General features: G+C 39.1%; 17 protein-coding genes and 4 tRNA genes. 7 read left to right on the forward strand and 14 right to left on the reverse strand.

Annotated elements, in window-relative coordinates:
* Positions 1–16: 16 nt before the first annotated feature.
* The gene (locus K333_RS0104070; RefSeq protein ID WP_024989390.1) at positions 17–820 is read right to left on the reverse strand and encodes an MBL fold metallo-hydrolase; all 804 of its coding nucleotides are present in this window, start codon (positions 818–820) and stop codon (positions 17–19) included.
* An 89-nt stretch (positions 821–909) separates the two neighbouring features.
* Here K333_RS0104070 and K333_RS0104075 point away from each other — a divergent pair, with 89 nt between their 5' ends.
* A complete protein-coding gene (locus tag K333_RS0104075; RefSeq protein WP_024989391.1) occupies positions 910–1,353 on the forward strand; it encodes a hypothetical protein in 444 nt (147 codons plus the stop codon).
* Here the strand turns inward: K333_RS0104075 and tamL are convergent.
* Positions 1,319–3,568 (reverse strand): translocation and assembly module lipoprotein TamL, encoded by a 2,250-nt coding sequence (gene tamL, locus K333_RS0104080; protein WP_024989392.1) that lies wholly within the window; start codon positions 3,566–3,568, stop codon positions 1,319–1,321. The two genes, K333_RS0104075 and tamL, sit on opposite strands and share 35 nt — an antisense overlap.
* A gap of 31 nt (positions 3,569–3,599) precedes the next feature.
* Here tamL and K333_RS0104085 point away from each other — a divergent pair, with 31 nt between their 5' ends.
* The 3 genes from K333_RS0104085 to hisB are packed head-to-tail and all read left to right on the forward strand — an operon-like array spanning position 3,600 to position 6,067.
* Positions 3,600–4,355 carry an RNA methyltransferase gene (locus tag K333_RS0104085; protein ID WP_024989393.1) on the forward strand — a complete coding sequence of 252 codons (756 nt, stop codon included), beginning with the start codon at positions 3,600–3,602 and terminating at the stop codon, positions 4,353–4,355.
* A complete protein-coding gene (locus K333_RS0104090) occupies positions 4,345–5,004 on the forward strand; it encodes a hypothetical protein (protein WP_024989394.1) in 660 nt (219 codons plus the stop codon). Before K333_RS0104085 ends, K333_RS0104090 begins: the two co-directional genes overlap by 11 nt.
* Positions 4,991–6,067, forward strand: coding sequence for a bifunctional histidinol-phosphatase/imidazoleglycerol-phosphate dehydratase HisB (hisB, locus tag K333_RS0104095; RefSeq protein WP_027452366.1), 1,077 nt, complete (start codon positions 4,991–4,993; stop codon positions 6,065–6,067). The genes K333_RS0104090 and hisB overlap by 14 nt, the downstream gene beginning before the upstream one ends.
* Here the strand turns inward: hisB and K333_RS0104100 are convergent.
* The 9 genes from K333_RS0104100 to nspC all read right to left on the reverse strand — a co-directional run bounded on the left by K333_RS0104100 (position 6,064) and on the right by nspC (position 10,926).
* Positions 6,064–6,660 carry a 4'-phosphopantetheinyl transferase family protein gene (locus K333_RS0104100; protein WP_024989395.1) on the reverse strand — a complete coding sequence of 199 codons (597 nt, stop codon included), beginning with the start codon at positions 6,658–6,660 and terminating at the stop codon, positions 6,064–6,066. The two genes, hisB and K333_RS0104100, sit on opposite strands and share 4 nt — an antisense overlap.
* 4 nt (positions 6,661–6,664) lie before the next feature.
* Complete coding sequence (gene gldE / locus K333_RS0104105; protein WP_024989396.1) at positions 6,665–7,999, reverse strand: gliding motility-associated protein GldE; 1,335 nt, start codon at positions 7,997–7,999, stop codon at positions 6,665–6,667.
* Positions 8,000–8,012: 13 nt separating this feature from the next.
* Positions 8,013–8,432 (reverse strand): single-stranded DNA-binding protein, encoded by a 420-nt coding sequence (locus tag K333_RS0104110; protein WP_024989397.1) that lies wholly within the window; start codon positions 8,430–8,432, stop codon positions 8,013–8,015.
* Between the two features lie 19 nt (positions 8,433–8,451).
* A complete protein-coding gene (locus K333_RS0104115; RefSeq protein ID WP_024989398.1) occupies positions 8,452–8,991 on the reverse strand; it encodes a hypothetical protein in 540 nt (179 codons plus the stop codon).
* Positions 8,992–9,022: 31 nt separating this feature from the next.
* Positions 9,023–9,095 (reverse strand) — tRNA-Gly (locus tag K333_RS0104120).
* 32 nt (positions 9,096–9,127) lie between these two features.
* Positions 9,128–9,211, reverse strand: a tRNA-Leu gene (locus tag K333_RS0104125).
* A 26-nt stretch (positions 9,212–9,237) separates the two neighbouring features.
* Positions 9,238–9,319: transfer RNA gene (locus K333_RS0104130), tRNA-Leu, on the reverse strand.
* Positions 9,320–9,356: 37 nt separating this feature from the next.
* Positions 9,357–9,429: transfer RNA gene (locus K333_RS0104135), tRNA-Gly, on the reverse strand.
* 309 nt (positions 9,430–9,738) lie between these two features.
* Positions 9,739–10,926 carry a carboxynorspermidine decarboxylase gene (nspC, locus tag K333_RS0104140; protein WP_027452368.1) on the reverse strand — a complete coding sequence of 396 codons (1,188 nt, stop codon included), beginning with the start codon at positions 10,924–10,926 and terminating at the stop codon, positions 9,739–9,741.
* A gap of 107 nt (positions 10,927–11,033) precedes the next feature.
* Here nspC and K333_RS0104145 point away from each other — a divergent pair, with 107 nt between their 5' ends.
* On the forward strand, positions 11,034–11,642 hold the full coding sequence (locus tag K333_RS0104145) for a thiamine phosphate synthase (RefSeq protein WP_024989399.1): 609 nt from the start codon (positions 11,034–11,036) through the stop codon (positions 11,640–11,642).
* 39 nt (positions 11,643–11,681) lie between these two features.
* Positions 11,682–12,620, forward strand: a complete 939-nt coding sequence (locus K333_RS0104150; protein ID WP_024989400.1) for a ribose-phosphate pyrophosphokinase — start codon at positions 11,682–11,684, stop codon at positions 12,618–12,620.
* A gap of 186 nt (positions 12,621–12,806) precedes the next feature.
* Here the strand turns inward: K333_RS0104150 and K333_RS0104155 are convergent, their stop codons facing one another.
* From K333_RS0104155 to K333_RS0104165, 3 genes are all read right to left on the reverse strand, one after another.
* Complete coding sequence (locus K333_RS0104155; protein ID WP_024989401.1) at positions 12,807–14,000, reverse strand: hypothetical protein; 1,194 nt, start codon at positions 13,998–14,000, stop codon at positions 12,807–12,809.
* Positions 14,001–14,172: 172 nt separating this feature from the next.
* Positions 14,173–16,734 carry an alpha-glucan family phosphorylase gene (glgP, locus tag K333_RS0104160; protein ID WP_024989402.1) on the reverse strand — a complete coding sequence of 854 codons (2,562 nt, stop codon included), beginning with the start codon at positions 16,732–16,734 and terminating at the stop codon, positions 14,173–14,175.
* A gap of 27 nt (positions 16,735–16,761) precedes the next feature.
* Entirely contained in the window at positions 16,762–18,414 is a 1,653-nt protein-coding gene (locus K333_RS0104165; RefSeq protein ID WP_024989403.1) for a glycogen/starch synthase, read from the reverse strand.
* Positions 18,415–18,564: 150 nt separating this feature from the next.
* On the opposite strand from K333_RS0104165, the gene K333_RS0104170 reads away from it, so the two are divergent.
* Positions 18,565–18,990, forward strand: coding sequence for a hypothetical protein (locus tag K333_RS0104170; RefSeq protein ID WP_024989404.1), 426 nt, complete (start codon positions 18,565–18,567; stop codon positions 18,988–18,990).
* Positions 18,991–19,271 lie beyond the last annotated feature (281 nt).

Raw genomic sequence — 19,271 nt, forward strand, 5'->3', positions numbered from 1 at the left:
TTCTTTTATTACTAGATTACTCTAATTTATAAATCTCACTTGGTGTTTTACGTTTAAGTACATCAAGCTCAAAGTCCTTACCAGGCACAATTCCATAACTTTTCAGCACTTGTTCAATGGTCTTACGCGCCAGTTCTGGATGATTATTCTCTTCGCTAAGATGGCAAAGCCACACATGATGCAATTCCGGAGTAGCATGTTCGGCAAGAGCCTTCGCACACTCATCGTTACTCAGATGACCGTTAGGACCAGTAATACGCTGTTTGAGATATTCAGGATACGGACCACGAAGGAGCATCTCTCTGTCATGATTAGCCTCTATTACTAGATAGTTGGCTTCACTGATATATTGGAGCATCTCTTCTGTGAGATGTCCCACATCAGTCATCATACAGAATACGATACCACCATATTCTATCTTGTAGCCCACATTGTCGGAACTATCATGGGGTACATGAAAAGGAGTGATACGAAATTCCCCCGCGTGGAAAGATTTTCCAGCCTCAATGACATGTACCTCATTAGCTTGAATTTTCTTGCGCACACAATAATTACGCTCAATACCGTCATGAACTTTACGGGTAGTATAAACAGGCAATTGATATTCACTGCTAATACTTCCTACCGATTTCACATGGTCGGCATGATCATGAGTGATGAGAATACGATGAATATTATCGAAGCGCAGTCCATAGTTATGGAAGTGTTTCTTCAAAGTTCTGATTCCTACTCCGACATCGATTAGCAATGAGTCTGTTTCGGTATATAAATAATAGCAGTTTCCGCTACTTCCGCTGCCGAAGGATATAAATCTTAGCATTTTAAGTTTCTATTTTATGCAAAAGTAAAAAAAAAGATTAGCATTACCAAAGTTTTTGTTACCTTTGTCAGAAATTTAATCTTTTTAAGATGAAGAAATTAGTATATATCGGTATTATCGCGCTATTCTTTACATCATGTAACTATTTCCACACAAGTGATGAAAGGAACATCGAGGCAACAGTAAATGCTTTTGCCACGAAATATTTCAACTGGCATTTTGAGGAAGCTTTACCATATTGTACACCAGAATCGGAAATATGGCTCAGATATGCCGCTTCACAGGTTCATCAAGCTGACATTGATAGTCTTAGGGCACAGACTGAAGGGGCCAGCGCAGATATCGACAACATAAACTTTGCCGACAATGACAGTATTGCCCAAGTTGGTATTACCGTACACAACTATTTGAGAATGGACACCATCGGCAATGCTTGCAGAAAAATAAATGAGGCGAAATTTCTTTTAGATATGCGCCGGAGAAGTGGACATTGGAAGGTTAGAATGGCAAGCCTACTGCGAAGTGAAGATTAAGGTCTCGCTTCAAACTTGGATGAAGGAATGGGTAATGTGAATCTTTATCCGTATAAGCTGGGTTAATAGCCTTCATTCCCATATCTAATCGTAGAATAAAATAATCGAAATTGAGTCGTAATCCCAGTCCATAAGCCACAGCTATCTGCTTATAAAATTCTCTGAAATAGAACTTTCCCCCCGGTTGGTTAGCATAATCTCTCAAAGTCCAGATATTACCGGCATCAACGAAGGCAGCGCCATGAAGTTTCCAGAACAGATAGGTACGATATTCGATATTCATATCAAGTTTCAAATCACCCGTATGATTGATAAAATCAATACGTCCATCGGTGCCTCGATAGCTACCAGGACCTAATTCTCGCACACCCCATCCTCTTACCGAGTTAGCACCGCCAGAGAAATAACGTTTCTCAAAAGGTAGCACAGTACTGTTGCCATAAGGATAAGCCAAGCCAAATCCCATATGCATCGCGAGAGCATTACGAAGGTCAAACTGAAGAAGACGCGTATAATAGAAATCAAATTTAGCATACTGCGCATAGGCTATATTAAGAAAGGTATTCTGCCCTATCGCATTCTGTCTGAAATGAAATGATTTAGCCACTGCATTGAGTAGATTGCCTGCAGTCTCGACATTAGCACGGAAAGCATTCACGCCATCAGAATAAGTCAATCCAAAACCAATCTTCATTATAAAGAGGTCTTCATAATTGTAACGCAAGATCGCATTTCTATTACTTACGCTGTCAAGGTAATCGTGTTTGAAAGTTTCCGATATCCATGGCATATAAACATAATTCAAATCGAGCAAATCGAAGCGATAGTTAAGATGATGTCGAGGTTCTGCCCAACGATAACGCCAAGCTGTAGAAAATACTCGACGATAAAACTCCGGACGATTCTGAAAGTTCCAACTCACAGCAAGCTCAGAAGTTGCCATCTGCCGATGACGGAATGTTGTCGACAGGAAAGGTGCAACAAATTGAGGGAAAGCGAGTTTAGTTTCTATAGAATATTCTTGATAGTTTCGATCGGAATACCCTTCAAGTCTGGTAATAGCCTCGAATGCGCCACGCAAAGCGACACTAAACTGTTCACTACCTCGAAAAAGATTACGATTGGTATAGGTGAGCGAAGCTGCTGCACCAAGATCACCTGCCGTATTGGTACCTTCTGGCTGAAAAGAAATTGTAGAAGGTTTATTGGTACTGATTTGGATATTACAGTCAAGAAGGTTTGTATCGGGGTGCTCTATAAAGCGAATATTAGTGTACCTTACGGCCTGAAGGCGACTGAAATTATTATAAGTAGTCTGGAGGTCACGGGCTCTATATTCGTATGAAGGTTTGATATCTGTATTCACTTCAAGTACATGATGACGCAAATGAATACGATCTGAATCACCGCTAAGGAAATTGACTTGACCAATCTTGTACCGAGGATGAAGGGTCTCTGCAGAATCTGTACCCAATCTATATTTATATAGGTGTAATCCTATCTGCACTTTATTGCTACCCTTTATAGAATCGGCAGTATACTGGATAAAATCTTTATGAAACTTGAAATATCCATGATTCTGCAAGAACTCAGTGAGACGCTTACGCTCTTCGTTGAGCGTATTTACAGTAAACTGCATACCAGCACGCAATCCCATCTTATAGGAATTGTTCATCAACCGGGCAATGCTATCATCCTGAATATCGTAGTTGACAGCTCCAATATAAAAAGGTTCATTGGGATGCAAAGTATATATAGCACGAAGTTTCTTACCACGCACTTTGGCATTAAAAGAAACAGACGCATGCATGTATCCGAGATTCTGTAGAGCGGTGCGCAGGTCCTGGCACGAGAGACGAGCTTGTAAGGTATCAAAAATAACCGGTTTCTCCCCTATTTTCTGTAACCTACGATTAATCCATCGAGAGGTGTCACGACCGGAAGCGGAATAAACTGCCAATGGTATTCTAAACATCGAGAACCATTTAGAGTTTGCCTTTTGATGAATATAGGGTGCAAGACTAGCGGCATCAAATCCTCGTTGATCAGATTTAATATCTACTCGGTCTAACAAATATTGCTTCTGGGGTACAAATTTTGTAACCGTACAAGCACTAAGCAATAGTAAAAATACGAATATGATAAGTTTAAATATCTTCAAAATCCTTAAATTTATGGGGCAAAGGTAATAAAAAGATTGGAGATTTTTACGCATCTATCATCTTTTTATTAACTTTGCAGACATAATGATTAGTAAAGCTAAGATAAAATACATTCACTCACTAGAGTTGAAGAAGAATCGTAAAAAGGACGGTGTCTTCGTAGCAGAAGGCCCTAAAGTGGTGGGCGATTTGCTAGAATTGGCATCTGCCGAAATGGTCATCGCTACTCACGAATGGTTGGCAAACAACCAACAGTACTTGATTAATACTGAAGTTATTGAGGTAGATGAGAATGAACTCAGAAAGGTAAGTTTCTTACAGCATCCACAACAAGTATTGGCGATATTCCGACAGAATGGTGGCAATCATATCACAGATCCTGCAAAATCATTGATTCTGGCGCTCGATGGAGTGCAAGATCCTGGCAATTTGGGTACAATCATCCGAATTGCCGACTGGTTTGGCATTGATACCATTCTATGCTCTGAAGATACGGCAGACATCTATAATCCTAAGGTTGTACAGGCCACTATGGGAAGTATTGCCAGAGTAAAGGTTACTTACCTAAATCTAAAGGAATACCTTAATACTTTATCAACAGAAATCCCTATATACGGAACCTTCTTGGATGGTGATAATATATATCAAAAGGATCTTACTGCAAATGGTATCATTATCATGGGTAATGAGGGCAAAGGTATCTCGCCTGCCATTGCAGAAAAGGTAAATCATCGGTTACTGATTCCAAATTATCCAGAAGGTAAAGCTACTGCCGACAGTTTAAATGTGGCTATAGCAACAGCAATAACTTGTTCAGAATTCAGAAGAAATGGAAATTGATATATATAAACACAGAAGTTTTAAGGCATGCATGAGTGATGCTTTGGAGATCCTCACTCATCACTGGAGGAGTGCCTTGCGCCAAAATTGGATTGCAGCATTAGTATTCTCAATTTTCGCCAGTATCACTACGATCTTCCATCTACCCTTTCTAGCTTTGCGTGATTGGGGCATTGAGTATCCTTTGAGTTCGTGGATTATACAAACCATCGTTTACCTAGGATGTTTTGTATCTGCACTATTTCTGGTACTTTCCATTCTTAGATGGGTACATCAATGCAAGACTCGAAACATCATCAGAAAAATCAAACACATCGGACATTATATTGTTTTAGGAGTTAGGCACTTTGGTGGCTTGTTAACGATTCTACTGCTAAGTTCGCTAATTATCGCGTGCCTTATGGCAATCGTAGCTTTACCTGCCATCGTTCTGAGTTTATCGCAGATCTATGCTCAAATAGGAGCATATCTTGGTGACCCTGTAGGACTCCCGAACTACTTTGTCGGTTTGATGTTTGTGGTATTCACTATTACTTGGTTCGTTTTCGTAATATTCGCGACATGGGAAATCGTAGCGCTTTATCTATATTACGGTTCGGCCGAGAAACAAGAACAAGAGAAGATAAAATTAAATCATGAAACCAACTAAAGTATTATTCATCGACCGAGATGGAACGCTCATTGAGGAACCTGAAGATGAACAAATTGACTCATTCGAAAAACTAAAATTTACAAACGGTGTATTCCGTAATCTGGGGTTTATTCGTTCACACCTTGACTTCAAGTTCGTGATGGTAAGCAATCAGGACGGATTAGGAACCGACTCCTTCCCAGAAGACACTTTTTGGCCTGTACACAAATTCGTGATACAGACATTAGAAGGTGAAGGAATAACTTTTGATGAACAGTTTATCGACCGTCACTTCCCAGAAGACAACTCACCTATGCGTAAGCCTGGAACAGGCATGCTCAAAAAATTTATCGACAACCCAGAATATGACTTAGAAAACAGTTATGTAATTGGTGATCGAGAAAGTGATGCTGAGTTGGCAAAGAATCTCGGATGTAAAGCCCTCATCCTAGGACAAGACGGTATGACATGGGATAAAATCGCTGAGATTTTGTTTGCTGGCGAAAGAATCGCTGAGGTGAAACGCACCACAAAAGAAACTGATATTGACATCCGTCTGAACTTGGACGGCTCTGGAAAATGTGATATCTCTACAGGTTTGGGATTCTTCGACCATATGTTAGAACAAATTGGCAAACATGGTATGATGGATCTTAAGATTCACACCAAGGGCGATCTAGAAGTTGATGAGCATCATACAATCGAAGATACCGGAATAGCATTGGGTGAATGCATTCTGAAGGCATTGGGTGACAAACGTGGCATTGAGCGCTACGGCTATTGTTTACCTATGGATGATTGTCTTTGCCAAGTTGCTTTAGACTTTGGCGGAAGACCTTGGCTTATATGGGATGCAGAATTCAAGCGTGAGAAAATTGGCGAGATGCCTACTGAAATGTTCATGCATTTCTTTAAGAGTCTAAGTGACGCTGCTAAGATGAATCTGAACATTAAGGCTGAAGGCGTGAACGAGCATCACAAAATCGAGGGTATCTTCAAAGCTCTGGCACGAAGTCTGAAAATGGCTGTAAGAAGAGACATTTATCACTATGAGTTACCTTCTTCAAAAGGTATACTCTAATAAAGATAACTCAATACATAAGAACTGTTGATGACAAATTTGGCTTCAACAGTTTTTTTTGTCTTCAGATTCTCAACTTTACATTTATCAGAAGTAACATCTTGAAGGCGCATTTCAAAATATTGTAAGTCTTCGTCAGAAAAATATTTATAGACCGTCTCTTTAACGCTCCAATGAATAAGTCGGGACATAGTATCAACAGCAGTTTCATCAGGACGAATAAACTTATGCGCTATCTTGTTAACGCGGTCGCTAAGATATTCTATATCGACGGCAACAGGACGGGTCTGGGAAAGTATCAACACCGCAAAACCTTTAGTATGACTGATACTAAGTTGCCATCCTTTAAGTGTGGGCTTACCTGATGGCAGATGATCAATACGCAGTTTTTCATCATGGGTCATCTCAAAGAGAAGTGCGCGAATAGAAAGATATTCCTTCTGACGACCTTCGAATTTGTATTTCTCATCAAGTTCTTTTCTATATACTTGCAAGAATGGATAACGGGAATAGAATTCTTCGATAGTTTCCTCTATTCGCCAAAGTCCTAACAGGACGTCATCAGAGATTTTCTGAATAGATATCAAAGCCATGATGCTATACTTTAGTATCTGATTTAGGAAGAGGATGAACGGTAACTTTCACTTTACTGATTCTACGTTCTTCTATCTCCATTACTTCAAAGGTATAATGCTTATAGTCTATTTTCTCATGTAAACTTGGGAAATCACCTTTGATTTCAAGAAGTAATCCTGCAAGGGTGTCAGCTTCGCCTTCTACATCAGCAAACTCATCATCATCTACATTTAATATCTTACAGAAATCACAAAGAAGTGTCTTACCTTCAAAAACAAACGTATTATAGTTGAGTTTGGAATAGAACTTTTCTTCTTCGTCAAACTCATCATTGATTTCACCAACAATCTCCTCAAGGATGTCTTCAAGAGTAACAATGCCACTTGTACCGCCAAACTCGTCCACAACAATTGCTATATGCACTTTGTTATTCTGGAATTCGCGAAGCAAATCGTCTATTTTCTTTGTCTCAGGAACAAAATAAGGAGGACGTATCAAGCTCTGCCATCTGAAGTTAGAACCTTTGCTAAGATGTGGCAGTAAATCCTTAATATAGAGGATGCCACGAATATTGTCTGTATTATTTTGATAAACCGGAATACGGCTATAATTGTTTTCTGCAATACATGTCAATACTTCTTGATAAGTACTCTTAATATCTAAATCTACAATATCCTGTCGACTGGTCATCACTTCTTTCGCTGTTTCATCACCAAATCGTATGATGCCTTGAAGCATACTCTGCTCATCCTTGATTTCTTCCTTGTCGGTAAGTTCCAAAGCTTGTTCCAGATCATCAACACTCAACAGGCGTTTTTCCTTAGGAGCTGCCTTCTCTGCTATCACCCCACTCTTCAAAAGAATGCTGCTCAAAGGCCAAAACAACTTACGGAAAAAGAATATTCCATTAACGGATCTTCTACAAAAAGTCAACGGATTCTGACGACTATAGACTTTAGGCATGATCTCACCAAAAAGTAGAAGAAGGAAGGTAAGTAGTACCGTGAAACAGAAAAACTTGAACCACTCGGAATGGAATACCGTCAATGAATCAAGAACAAAATTGCACAACATAATAATGGTCACATTGACAAAATTATTCGTGATCAAGATAGTGGCTAATGTACGTTCTGAATCTTCGCGCAAAATTTTGATAAGCCGATCGTTCTGACTCTTCTCAGGAGAAAGATCCTCTATGTCTTGAGGTGACAAACTGAAATAAGCAATTTCTGCCCCACTTGCAAAACCCGACAATAAAAGCAGAATAGCAGCCAAAATAGCTGCTACAAATACACCTATAGAAATCGGTCGGAATTCTATAAGTGAAGATATCTGTTGTAATATATATATATTCAAGATTTAAAGACAATTAAAACGGTAATGCCGTATCGTCAGAAGATTGCTCGGACGAAGGTTGTTCTGATGATTTATTACCAGTATCTGTCGGCGCCGAGTTCTGGCTCTTAGGAGATAACATTTCCATATTTTCTACTACGATCTCAGTAACATAATGACGACGCCCTTGCTTATCATCATAAGAACGATACCTTATTCTACCCTCTATATAGAGTTTATCGCCTTTATGGACATAGCGTTCTACGATCTGTGCCATCTTATGATAGAACACTAGATTATGCCAATCGGTGTGATCTGGCACTTGTGTTCCATTCTGGAGCGTATAGCCACGCTCTGTTGTAGCAAGAGACAATTGAGCCACAGCTTGATTAGCTTCATAATATCTCACATCGGGTTCTTTACCGACATTACCAATAAGCATTACTTTATTCATAGTAAAATAGCATTAAAGTTTATTTCCACATTCCCAAATACTTGAAATGGAAATTCTTTCCTTTGGCTGATGGGAACTGACTGCGACTATCTACATGACTGCGCAAGTAATCTACAATACGATCATAACAATCCTGCCCAGACATAGCCTTGCACTGAACTGCAAAATGAGTGTCACGATATTCATGTTTTCCCGTGGCTGGTATCATCACAACGCGCTTGAAATCCAATTCGCCTTCATACCATCCTGGGACTTCTTCATTCAACTTGGTAACAACAGAAATGCTTGAATCACGACGTTCTTCATCAACAGGACGAACTGCCTTTTTCTCTTTAAATTCAAGCATACTCTTTGCCGTAGTTTTGATAATGATAAAATAAACACGAGGACGTACCTTGTATCGCTTTGGATAGAATACATCACTAGCAGCATATTCACGAATATCTTCTGCTAAATCTTCATCCAAACCAATTTCAGGAATATCACTTAGGAAATCTATTGCACCATCAGCATCAGAAACCAATGCCTCTTTATCAAAATATCTAATATATAAATTCATGAAAAAAAATGTTTTCCTAAAAATAATAGAGAGCGGCAAACGAGACTCGAACTCGCGACCCCGACCTTGGCAAGGTCGTGCTCTACCAACTGAGCTATTGCCGCATAATGATGTGTTTTCTAAAAAAATAAATGTGTGAAGAGGAGGAGACTCGAACTCCCACGATGCAATTATCACTACCCCCTCAAAGTAGCGCGTCTACCAATTCCGCCACCTCTCCAACATGTACGTCATTCTGAATAAATGTGCCCAGAACAGGACTCGAACCTGCACGTCGTGAAACACACGCACCTGAAACGTGCGCGTCTACCAATTCCGCCACCTGGGCAGTTGAGAAGATTCTCTTGGCTTTATTCAGAATGTTGAGCGGCAAACGAGACTCGAACTCGCGACCCCGACCTTGGCAAGGTCGTGCTCTACCAACTGAGCTATTGCCGCATAATTTCCTAAATAATTAGGAGCATTTCCCTAAATGCGAGTGCAAAGGTAACACTTTTTTCTGAGCCTGCAAATTTTTCGAAGGTTTTTTTTCAAAAAAATATGTATTTTCATTTCTACACCTTATTATAAATAAAAGGGGCAACAAATCCTTCGGTATCATCTACGTTAATTTGCGAAGTTAACTGCGTAACGTTACATAGTTAACTATGTGAGCCTACGAAGTTAACTGCGCAGGCTTACGAAGTTAACTACACTGGCTGATGCAGTTAACTTCGTAAATTACCCTTTTACTGCACTCTAATTGGCTTAATCCATTCGACCCTTGTAATCTTCATAATGATAAGTTCGTAAAATCTCCAATTCTCCATCCATATGCGCAATTCCAATCGCAGGATGACTGATGCCATTAAAAGTTGTTGTCTTCACCGTAGTGTAATGTAGCATATCTTCAAAGATGATATTTTCCCCGATCTCCAGTTCATGGTCAAATTGCCAACTGCTCATGAAATCTCCGCTAAGACAAGAATTACCACCTAATCGATAAACATTCGGAAGTCTCTGAGTACGACCTTGTTTCAAGTCCTCCTCATAGTCTTCCAAGGTCTTCGCCCCTCTGACTACTGGATGATATGGCATCTCCAAACAGTCTGGCATATGACAAGTGAAACTCACGTCAAGTATGGCCGTTCGGATACCATGATTTTCTACGATATCAACGACATGAGAGACAAGAGGTCCTGTTTGCCATCCAAAGGCACTTCCGGGTTCAAGTATGACATGGAGATGTGGATATCTGGCATGGAAATCATGAAGGGTTTTTACCAGAAGTTCTATATCATAGTCTTTTCTTGTCATCAGATGACCGCCTCCGAAATTTATCCACTTTATTTGATCGAACCATCCCGAGAATTTATCCTCTATATGTTTCAAGGTTCGGGCAAACACGTCAGAGCCACTCTCACAATGACAATGGCAATGAAAGCCTTCTATATCAGAAGGTAACACTGACGGAAGATCTTCGGCTAGCACGCCAAATCTTGTGCCAGGAGCACAAGGATTATACAGATCCGTACCCACCTCGGAATACTCGGGATTCACTCGGATTCCAAAACTTATTTGCGAATTCTGTCGACGAGCCCTTTCATGATAACGCTCATATTGTGTAAGGGAATTAAAAGTTAGATGACTGGAACACTTGGCTATCTCATCTATCTCGAAATCGTTATATGCAGGTGAGAATGTATGTGCCTTACTGCCAAACTCTTCAAGAGCCAACTTAGCCTCACACAGGGAACTTGCGGTGGTGGCATTGATATATTCTCTGAAAATCGGAAAGGTCTTCCACAACGCATAAGCCTTGAAAGCCAGAATAATCTCAACGTCTGAACGAAGAGCTACACTTCTTATTAATTGTAGATTATCTCTAAGTTTTGATTCCTCTAATATATATATTGGCTGCTTGATGCCATCAAAAGTATCCAAATTTACGCTCATACTTGATTAAAACTAATTTTTGCCACAAAGTTAGCTTTTTATTTCGGATAACATTGTAAATTCCAGATAAATTTCATACTTTTGCAAAAGGAAAGACAAATAGACAGATGAAATTAGTAATAATGACTAAATCCACATTCTTTGTGGAAGAAGACAAAATACTGACATCTCTCTTTGATGAGGGTATGGATAACTTGCACTTATACAAACCGGGATCGACACCGATGTATTGTGAGCGCTTGTTATCTTTATTACCTGAAGACTACTATCGAAAAATTACAGTTCACGATCATTTTTATTTAAGACAGGAATATAATTTAGCCGGTATACATATTGATAACCCTTCTGATTCCATACCGGATTCTTATAAGGGGAAAATCAGCCGAACCTGTACTCAGATAGAACAAATAAAGGATTTAAAGAAAAAATCCAACTATATATTTCTTAAAAACATTTTCGATTGTATAGAATTCAAGGATGAGAAGTCGAACTTTAATATGAACCAACTTGAAGAAGCCGCTAAAAACGGACTTATCGACAAGAAGGTTTATGCGCTTGGTGGTATGAGCATTGATAACATCAAATTAGCTAAAGATTTAGGGTTCGGAGGTGTTGTAATCTGTGGTGACCTATGGAACAGATTTGACATTCATCATGAATCAGATTTCAAAGAGTTGATAGCTCACTTCGAAAAATTGAGAAAAGCAGTAGGATAAAAGGATATACTATTATATTAAATATAAACGCTAAGTAAAATGAGTGATAACAACTCTTTTTTGGTATTCTCAGGAACTAACACGAGATACCTTGCAGAAAAAATCTGCGCAAGTTTAGGATGCCCATTAGGTAATTTGGTAGTAACTAAATTCTCTGATGGCGAATTCGCTGTATCATATGAAGAATCTATTCGCGGACGCGATGTCTTCTTGGTACAGAGTACATTCCCTAATTCAGACAACCTCATGGAGCTCTTACTTATGATTGATGCTGCAAAACGTGCTTCTGCACGAAACATCATCGCTGTAATCCCTTACTTCGGTTGGGCACGACAGGATCGTAAGGATAAGCCAAGAGTTAGTATTGGTGCAAAACTTGTTGCCGATCTTCTAAGTGTAGCTGGTATCGACCGCGTGATTACTATGGATTTACATGCTGATCAGATTCAGGGATTCTTCAATGTTCCTGTAGATCATCTTTATGCATCTGGTGTAATCTTACCTTATCTTCAGTCTCTTCACCTCAAAGATCTAGTAATTGCATCTCCTGATGTCGGCGGTAGTAAGCGTGCTAACACTTATGCAAAATATCTGGGTTGCCCATTGGTATTATGCAATAAGACTCGTGCTCGTGCAAATGTTGTAGCTAGTATGCAGATTATTGGTGATGTAAAAGGTAAGAATGTCGTTATCATCGATGATATGGTTGACACAGCTGGTACTATCACAAAAGCTGCCAATATCATGAAAGAAGCTGGTGCTTTAAGCGTCCGTGCATGTGCTTCTCACTGCGTTATGAGTGGTCCTGCTTCTGAACGTGTTCAGGAGTCTGACCTTGAGGAGATTGTTTTCACAGATTCTATTCCTTATACACAACGTTGTTCTAAGGTTAAACAATTGAGCGTTGCTGATATGTTCGCTGAAACTATCAAACGCGTTGTCAACAATGAGAGTATCTCTTCTCAATATATCGTATAATAAATTCATATATAACAAAAAAAAGACCGGCATCATTAATGTCGGTCTTTTTTTTATCTGAATTTAATATTCCTAATCTATCATGAATAGCTCCTTTTCTCGTCATCATTAGCATCCCTGCATTTCCTTAGTGAATAAGGCGAACTCTACGGTAATGATAGTTTTCTTGTTCATTATTCTTTGTTCCTATTTAATATACTTTTCGACCTCTTCTGCCAATGTCGGATGTCCTTTCTTGATATATTGATAGACATCGTTGCGTGTTTTCACCTCGCCTTTAGTACGTTTGCTGATACGCTTAACAAAACTATCATCGAAAAGTTTTGGCTCCATGTGAGGAGTGGAGAACTCACTGACAGGACGAAAGAATACAATGCCGTCGATGCGGTCGCCCATTGTTTCTGCTTCATAATAAGGACTCCCGTTCGTCTTACTCAACATCTGCTCTGTATAGATGAAATGGAAGAAGTCCGAGACTTTAATGCTTGCAAATGGACTGCCAACGATGTCGAAAGCAACAGGATGGTCGCCATTCAAACGGAATGCATCATCTGCCAACCCATCGCTACAACGTTCCCAACGGAATTCATCAGTTACAGGAATATAGCCATTACTGCCCATCAGCCCACCCCAGAGTTTAATAGAGAAAAACCTGTTAGGATAGAGAACAGAAAGAATCTTCCCAGCCGTTGCCTGTACATGATACATTCCAGACTTCGCATTATAGGCACAATGGAACTGACGCTGTGTATGTGAAGATCCTGCATAGTAAAGTACCTTCTTGTTCTGGCCAACGTATCCCGCAATTTTGTTGGCTGTTGACTGGTCGCGGCTCAGCGTGTATTCGTATTTGTCACCATCCAAAAATTGCAACATATAAGGTGGGTCAAGTAAGAGCAGACGGGAGAACTTGCCTTGCGCTCTGTTGTAATGCCACAAGGCCTTGATGTCCTCCATTGCTTCCTTGTACGGCCAGCCGTATGTGTCAGGTGCATCACGGAGAATCTGCAGTGCCAAGTCCTCACGAAAGGTTTTCGACATCATTAGCGTGTCGGCCTCTTTCTGGTCAATGCTATTACCGCTTTCCCAAGCCAGCGCGTCAATGTGAAACGTTGTATCGTTTGCAGCATGGTTGAGGTAATCAGCCAAGAATAGCATGTGATCTTTTATCCAATGGTCCTCGCCCAATGCTACCACATTATAATCCTTTATCTTCTGAGTAATATAATCGAATGGTCTCACCGACTGCTTTTGGATAAAGGACAGATATGAATTTATTGTCTGTGCCCAGCCCATAATAGCGACGAGAGCGAGCAGTGTGATGATGATAGTTTTCCTATTCATCTTGATAGTGGTTTTATAGTCTGTTCTTTTCTGCATTAACAGCGCCCGTGCCCTTGTACTTGTACTCGCTTCGGGTAGCGTTGAAATTATACATCAGCAACATCACTTTTCTACCGGTTAATGCGCAATTCGTTGATATAAGAGCATTTACATATATGCTGACTTATATGAGACATATTTGTTTTACCAAATATGTCTCATACTATTTTTAGTCTAACCACTTCACGTAGCAGAAATCCTGACGATGTGGAAGATTCTTGTTCTTAGGATACATACGGACACATGTACGGAATGATCCTGCCTTATCTGGTTCTACTTCTGTTTCAAAGGTATAATTGTTACCTTCATGACCTATAACCTTAAACTGATGGACACTATAGATTTCATGATCAGAAGGATCGCTTGCAGGTTTCAACGTTACCAATTCCAAGCCGACTGCATCATCAAGACCTTGCTCATCAATAACATACTTGACTGTGTATTTTACTCCAGTCTCTCCACCTGTTTCTAGTACTTGTGTATCCTTATCTACTACGTGGATAGAATCCCATCGCTCTGCAACGGTCTCTTTCCAAAGAGCGATATCCTTAGCCAAACGATTGTCATTTGCAGAAAGTTCTTTGAAACGCTTAGCTTCCTTGATATAGAACTTATCGTAATAATCATCCAACAGACGCTTCATCGTATAATGTGGAGCAATAGTTGCAATAGAATTCTTCACTACCTTTATCCAATCAGGGCTATATGATTTATCACCCTTGTTATAATACATTGGAATGATGTCATTCTCCAATAAATTATAGATAGTAGCGGCATCAAGTGCATCTTGGTAACCTTGATTCTCGTAGGTACGCTTCTGTGGTAATGCCCATCCAGCACCTTCACGATAACCTTCTACCCACCATCCATCAAGAACTGACAGGTTAACAACTCCGTTCATCTCGGCTTTCTCACCTGATGTACCAGATGCCTCAAGAGGACGGGTTGGGGTGTTCATCCAAATATCTACACCTGATACTAGACGACGTGCCAACTGCATATCATAATCTTCCAGGAAGATAATCTTTCCAAGGAACTCTGGACGCTGACTGATCTCATAAATTCTCTTTATCAGTCCTTGTCCGGCACCATCTGCAGGATGAGCTTTACCAGAGAAGAAGAACAGAACTGGACGCTCTGGATTATTAACGATCTTATTGAGACGGTCTAGATCTGTAAATAGAAGATGGGCACGCTTATAAGTGGCAAAACGGCGACAGAATCCTATCATCAATGCATTAGGATTGATACGCTCTAACAAAGTCATTACGCGAGCTGGATCTCCTTGATTACGCAACCATGTCTGTGTAAACTTCTCACGAATATAGTCTACCAATTTCTTCTTAAGTGTCAAGCGGGTATTCCAAATCTCATCGTCAGAAACGTTGTATATCGCATGCCAGATCTTTTCATTACTTTGATCGTGCATAAAGTTCTTGTCGAAATACTTATCATAAAGCTTACGCCACTCTGTTGCTGTCCATGTTGGGAAATGTACTCCATTGGTAACATAACCTACATGATTCTCCTCTGGGAAATATCCATTCCATATAGGAGCAAACATTTTCTGAGAAACCCAACCATGCAATTTACTTACACCATTTACTTCTTGGCAAGTGTTACATGCAAAGGTTGACATACAGAACCTTTCTCCATGATCATCAGGATTCTGACGACCCATACCAATAAACTCGTCCCATGAGATGCCTAGTTTGGCTGGATAACCACCCATATATTTTCCAAAGAGTGCTTCATCAAAATAATCATGACCAGCAGGAACTGGGGTGTGGACAGTGTAAAGAGAAGAAGCACGAACCAATTCTAATGCTTGATTAAATGTAAGTCCACCATCTACATAGTCACAAAGACGCTGCAAATTACACAATGCTGCATGTCCCTCATTACAATGATAAATGTCTTTTTTGATTCCAAGTTTCTTTAAGGCAAGTATACCACCAATACCTAACAGGATTTCTTGCTTTAAGCGGTTTTCCCAATCACCACCATAGAGAGCATGAGTAATAGGCTTATCGAATTCTGAGTTCATCTCGTTGTCTGTATCCAACAAATACAACTTAATTCGACCGACATTTACCTGCCATACATAGGCGTGAACTTGATAATTTATATATGGTACATCTACGACAACAGGATTTCCTTTCTCATCTACAACTCGTTCTATAGGCAATGAATTAAAATTCTGTGCTTCGTAATTTGCTATCTGCTGACCATCCATACTCAAAGATTGAGTGAAATAGCCATAACGATACAAGAAACCTACTGCACACATGTCTACATTACTATCTGAAGCCTCCTTCAAATAGTCTCCTGCTAACATTCCTAAACCTCCTGAATATATCTTCAATACTTGGTTTAATCCATATTCCATAGAGAAATATGCAACAGAAGGACGCTCTGCATTAGGTTTTTCATCCATATATTGACGAAACAACTTATAGACTTCATTAACAGTCTTCATCATTGCCTTATCCTTCACAATTTCCTCCTTACGATCGTAACTGAGACGCTCTAGAAGCAGAACTGGATTGTGTCCCACTTCTTCATAAAGTTTCTCGTCAAGACTTTTAAACATGTTACGAGCTTCGTAATTCCAAGCCCACCACATATTATGAGCTAGTTCGTCAAGGCACTTCAACTGCTCTGGAAGACGTGATTTAACGGTCAACTCCTTCCAAAGAGGAGCATTGGCATAATCAGCTTTAATTTTCATAATTCAAATAGTTTATATATATTCTAATCAATTTTCGTTTCTCTTCTCTGAAGCACGCAAAGCATAGTCATAGGCTTTCTCATAGTGCTTGATAAAATTCTCCCATAATGCTTTCTCTGATAAAGTTTCAGCATTACTACGACACTGATTAATTTCATCAGCATTCATATTGGAATATTTTATAACTGTATCTTTGATAACATCTGCTACCTCTGAATAATTATAATCTGTACGATGGATAACTTTCACTCCATCCTCTATCTCACTATAACCTCCTTTCACAGAATTAGCCCATAAGCCAAAACCTGCTAAATCTGTAGTAATACAAGGTACCTTAAAGGCTATCGCTTCTAAGGGTGTATATCCCCAAGGCTCATAGTATGAAGGATAAATACATAAGTCATTACCCAACACCACGTCATAATATGTCATATTCACAATACCATCATCACCTGTAAGATAGCATGGTAAAAATATGAGTTTTACAACATCATCTGTGGCATTATGGAAATCTAGATATTTCAACATGCCAAGAACATTGTCTTGACTCATATTATTCAACCAATGAGTAATTTCAGGAACCTCAAGTGGAGTTGTGATTTTTTTATTTGAATTTAATCTATCTATTAAATCCTGACGAGGTGAACCTACCCAACCTGGAACTTCTATAAAAGCAAGTATCTTCTTACCCAAATCTTTAGAACGTTTCAAACGATTCATAGATTCGATAAAAACATCAACTCCTTTATTACGAAATTCATAACGTCCACTTGTTGATATAATCAAGGTGTTCTCATCAGAAAACTCTTGTCCTATCAAAGCATTCGCAATCGCAAAACAACGTTTACGAGCACTTTCTCTATGCTTTGTAAAAGAATCGCCCTTAGGAACAAAATTATTTTCAAAACCATTTGGTAAGACATAGTCTACAGATTTATCCAATAATTCCTTACATTCGTTGGCTGTAATATCACTAACCGTGGTAAAGCAATCTACATGAAATGCTGTTTGTTTTTCAATAGAATGCTTACTCTCCATATTCAACTCCCGCGCCATTTGATCTCCATTATAGGCGAATAGATAATCATATAAAGGCTTATTGTTTCCAGCAATACTTCGTCCAATACAAGTTGCATGAGTTGTAAATATGGACGCAATAGATGGAACCATTTTTTGTAAGAATAGAGCAGCAAAACCTGTTTGCCACTCATTGGCATGAAATATTACTTTTTTACCATTAAGATGATAGAAATCATAAAAACTCTCTACAACCTTGGCTGTAGCATAAGCAAACATTGCACTATCATCATAATCACCATAAGCATGTAAACTATCTACTTGGAAATCCTCCCATAGACGACCGTATATTTCATTCTTTTTATTAAAAAAGGACTTGTAACCAACAATAAAAGCTAAAGGTCTTCCTGGAATATCCCATCTTCCTACCTTTAACTCTAATCCTTGTTCACGTGTCTTCGTAACCCAATCAGAAAAGAGACTACTATCTTCTATAAAATATGGACAAGTCTCATTCTCCCAACAATTAGGCCCTAGAAAGATAATATGATCTTTCAATTTATCGTGTAGAGTTTTTGCTTTGGTAGAAAGTACTGTATAAATACCTCCTACTTTATTGCAAACCTCCCAACTTGTTTCAAATATATAGTCTGGAAAATACATAGTTCTCCCTCCCTAATCAAACATGTAACCAGCGCAAAGGTAACATAAAATTACTAAAAATGCAACTTTGAAGACAACATTTTTCAAAAAACAGAATATTTCTTGATGCAAATAGTTTATATTTGCACAAAAAACATAATACAAAGAAATATGAGAAAAAACATAATTATAATGGGCCTGTTATTTATGGCTCTAAAAGGCTTTGCACAAGCAGATAGTACAACTTTCAAAGGACATTTGTACAACAATGAATATGAAGTTTATATAGATATGAACTTCTATAAAAATGACATTCTAGTACCACATCAAGAAATATTCGGCAAGATAGCAGGCTTCTTTGGTGATATACACGATGGTAGGAAATGGTTATTTACATCAGCAAAAATAGTTAATAAAAGGAATGCTCAAATAGAAATCATCAACGATTATGGAAGTGAAGATCTAGAGGCAACTTTGACATGTAATCCAGATGGTACATACACTTTAACTCAAGAAAAAGGAAGTACCATAAAAATTGCAAGAAATCGTAAATGGATAAAAATGCCTAAGACTTTGGTATTCAAAAAGACAAGATAATTCTTTAATAGAATATAAGCATTCCCAATCCCAGCGAATAGAGTTCCATAATTCGCGAATTTGGAAGCATCCGACCCGGTGCACGGAAATTCTCAAAATATGAGCTACATATATAGGCCTGTCAGAAAGAAAAACTGGCAGGCTTTTATCATGAAGAAGCCTGAGCATGACTTTTCTCCTCTATAGCCCAGCAATATCCCGAGTTATATGAAACGAAAAAAGCCCCGAATACTTTCGTAATCGAGGCTTGATTTAAAAGGAGGCGGTTACCTACTCTCCCG

It is taken from the genome of Segatella albensis DSM 11370 = JCM 12258 (genome assembly GCF_000426565.1).
GTDB classification, from domain to species: Bacteria; Bacteroidota; Bacteroidia; order Bacteroidales; family Bacteroidaceae; genus Prevotella; species Prevotella albensis.

Coding starts and splice junctions, on each gene's coding strand:
- K333_RS0104070 (WP_024989390.1), bottom strand. CDS start 820: ATGCTAAGATTTATATCCTTCGGCAGCGGAAGTAGCGGAAACTGCTAT.
- K333_RS0104075 (WP_024989391.1), top strand. CDS start 910: ATGAAGAAATTAGTATATATCGGTATTATCGCGCTATTCTTTACATCA.
- tamL (WP_024989392.1), bottom strand. CDS start 3,568: ATGCGTAAAAATCTCCAATCTTTTTATTACCTTTGCCCCATAAATTTA.
- K333_RS0104085 (WP_024989393.1), top strand. CDS start 3,600: ATGATTAGTAAAGCTAAGATAAAATACATTCACTCACTAGAGTTGAAG.
- K333_RS0104090 (WP_024989394.1), top strand. CDS start 4,345: ATGGAAATTGATATATATAAACACAGAAGTTTTAAGGCATGCATGAGT.
- hisB (WP_027452366.1), top strand. CDS start 4,991: ATGAAACCAACTAAAGTATTATTCATCGACCGAGATGGAACGCTCATT.
- K333_RS0104100 (WP_024989395.1), bottom strand. CDS start 6,660: ATGGCTTTGATATCTATTCAGAAAATCTCTGATGACGTCCTGTTAGGA.
- K333_RS0104110 (WP_024989397.1), bottom strand. CDS start 8,432: ATGAATAAAGTAATGCTTATTGGTAATGTCGGTAAAGAACCCGATGTG.
- K333_RS0104115 (WP_024989398.1), bottom strand. CDS start 8,991: ATGAATTTATATATTAGATATTTTGATAAAGAGGCATTGGTTTCTGAT.
- nspC (WP_027452368.1), bottom strand. CDS start 10,926: ATGAGCGTAAATTTGGATACTTTTGATGGCATCAAGCAGCCAATATAT.
- K333_RS0104145 (WP_024989399.1), top strand. CDS start 11,034: ATGAAATTAGTAATAATGACTAAATCCACATTCTTTGTGGAAGAAGAC.
- K333_RS0104150 (WP_024989400.1), top strand. CDS start 11,682: ATGAGTGATAACAACTCTTTTTTGGTATTCTCAGGAACTAACACGAGA.
- K333_RS0104155 (WP_024989401.1), bottom strand. CDS start 14,000: ATGCAGAAAAGAACAGACTATAAAACCACTATCAAGATGAATAGGAAA.
- glgP (WP_024989402.1), bottom strand. CDS start 16,734: ATGAAAATTAAAGCTGATTATGCCAATGCTCCTCTTTGGAAGGAGTTG.
- K333_RS0104165 (WP_024989403.1), bottom strand. CDS start 18,414: ATGTATTTTCCAGACTATATATTTGAAACAAGTTGGGAGGTTTGCAAT.
- K333_RS0104170 (WP_024989404.1), top strand. CDS start 18,565: ATGAGAAAAAACATAATTATAATGGGCCTGTTATTTATGGCTCTAAAA.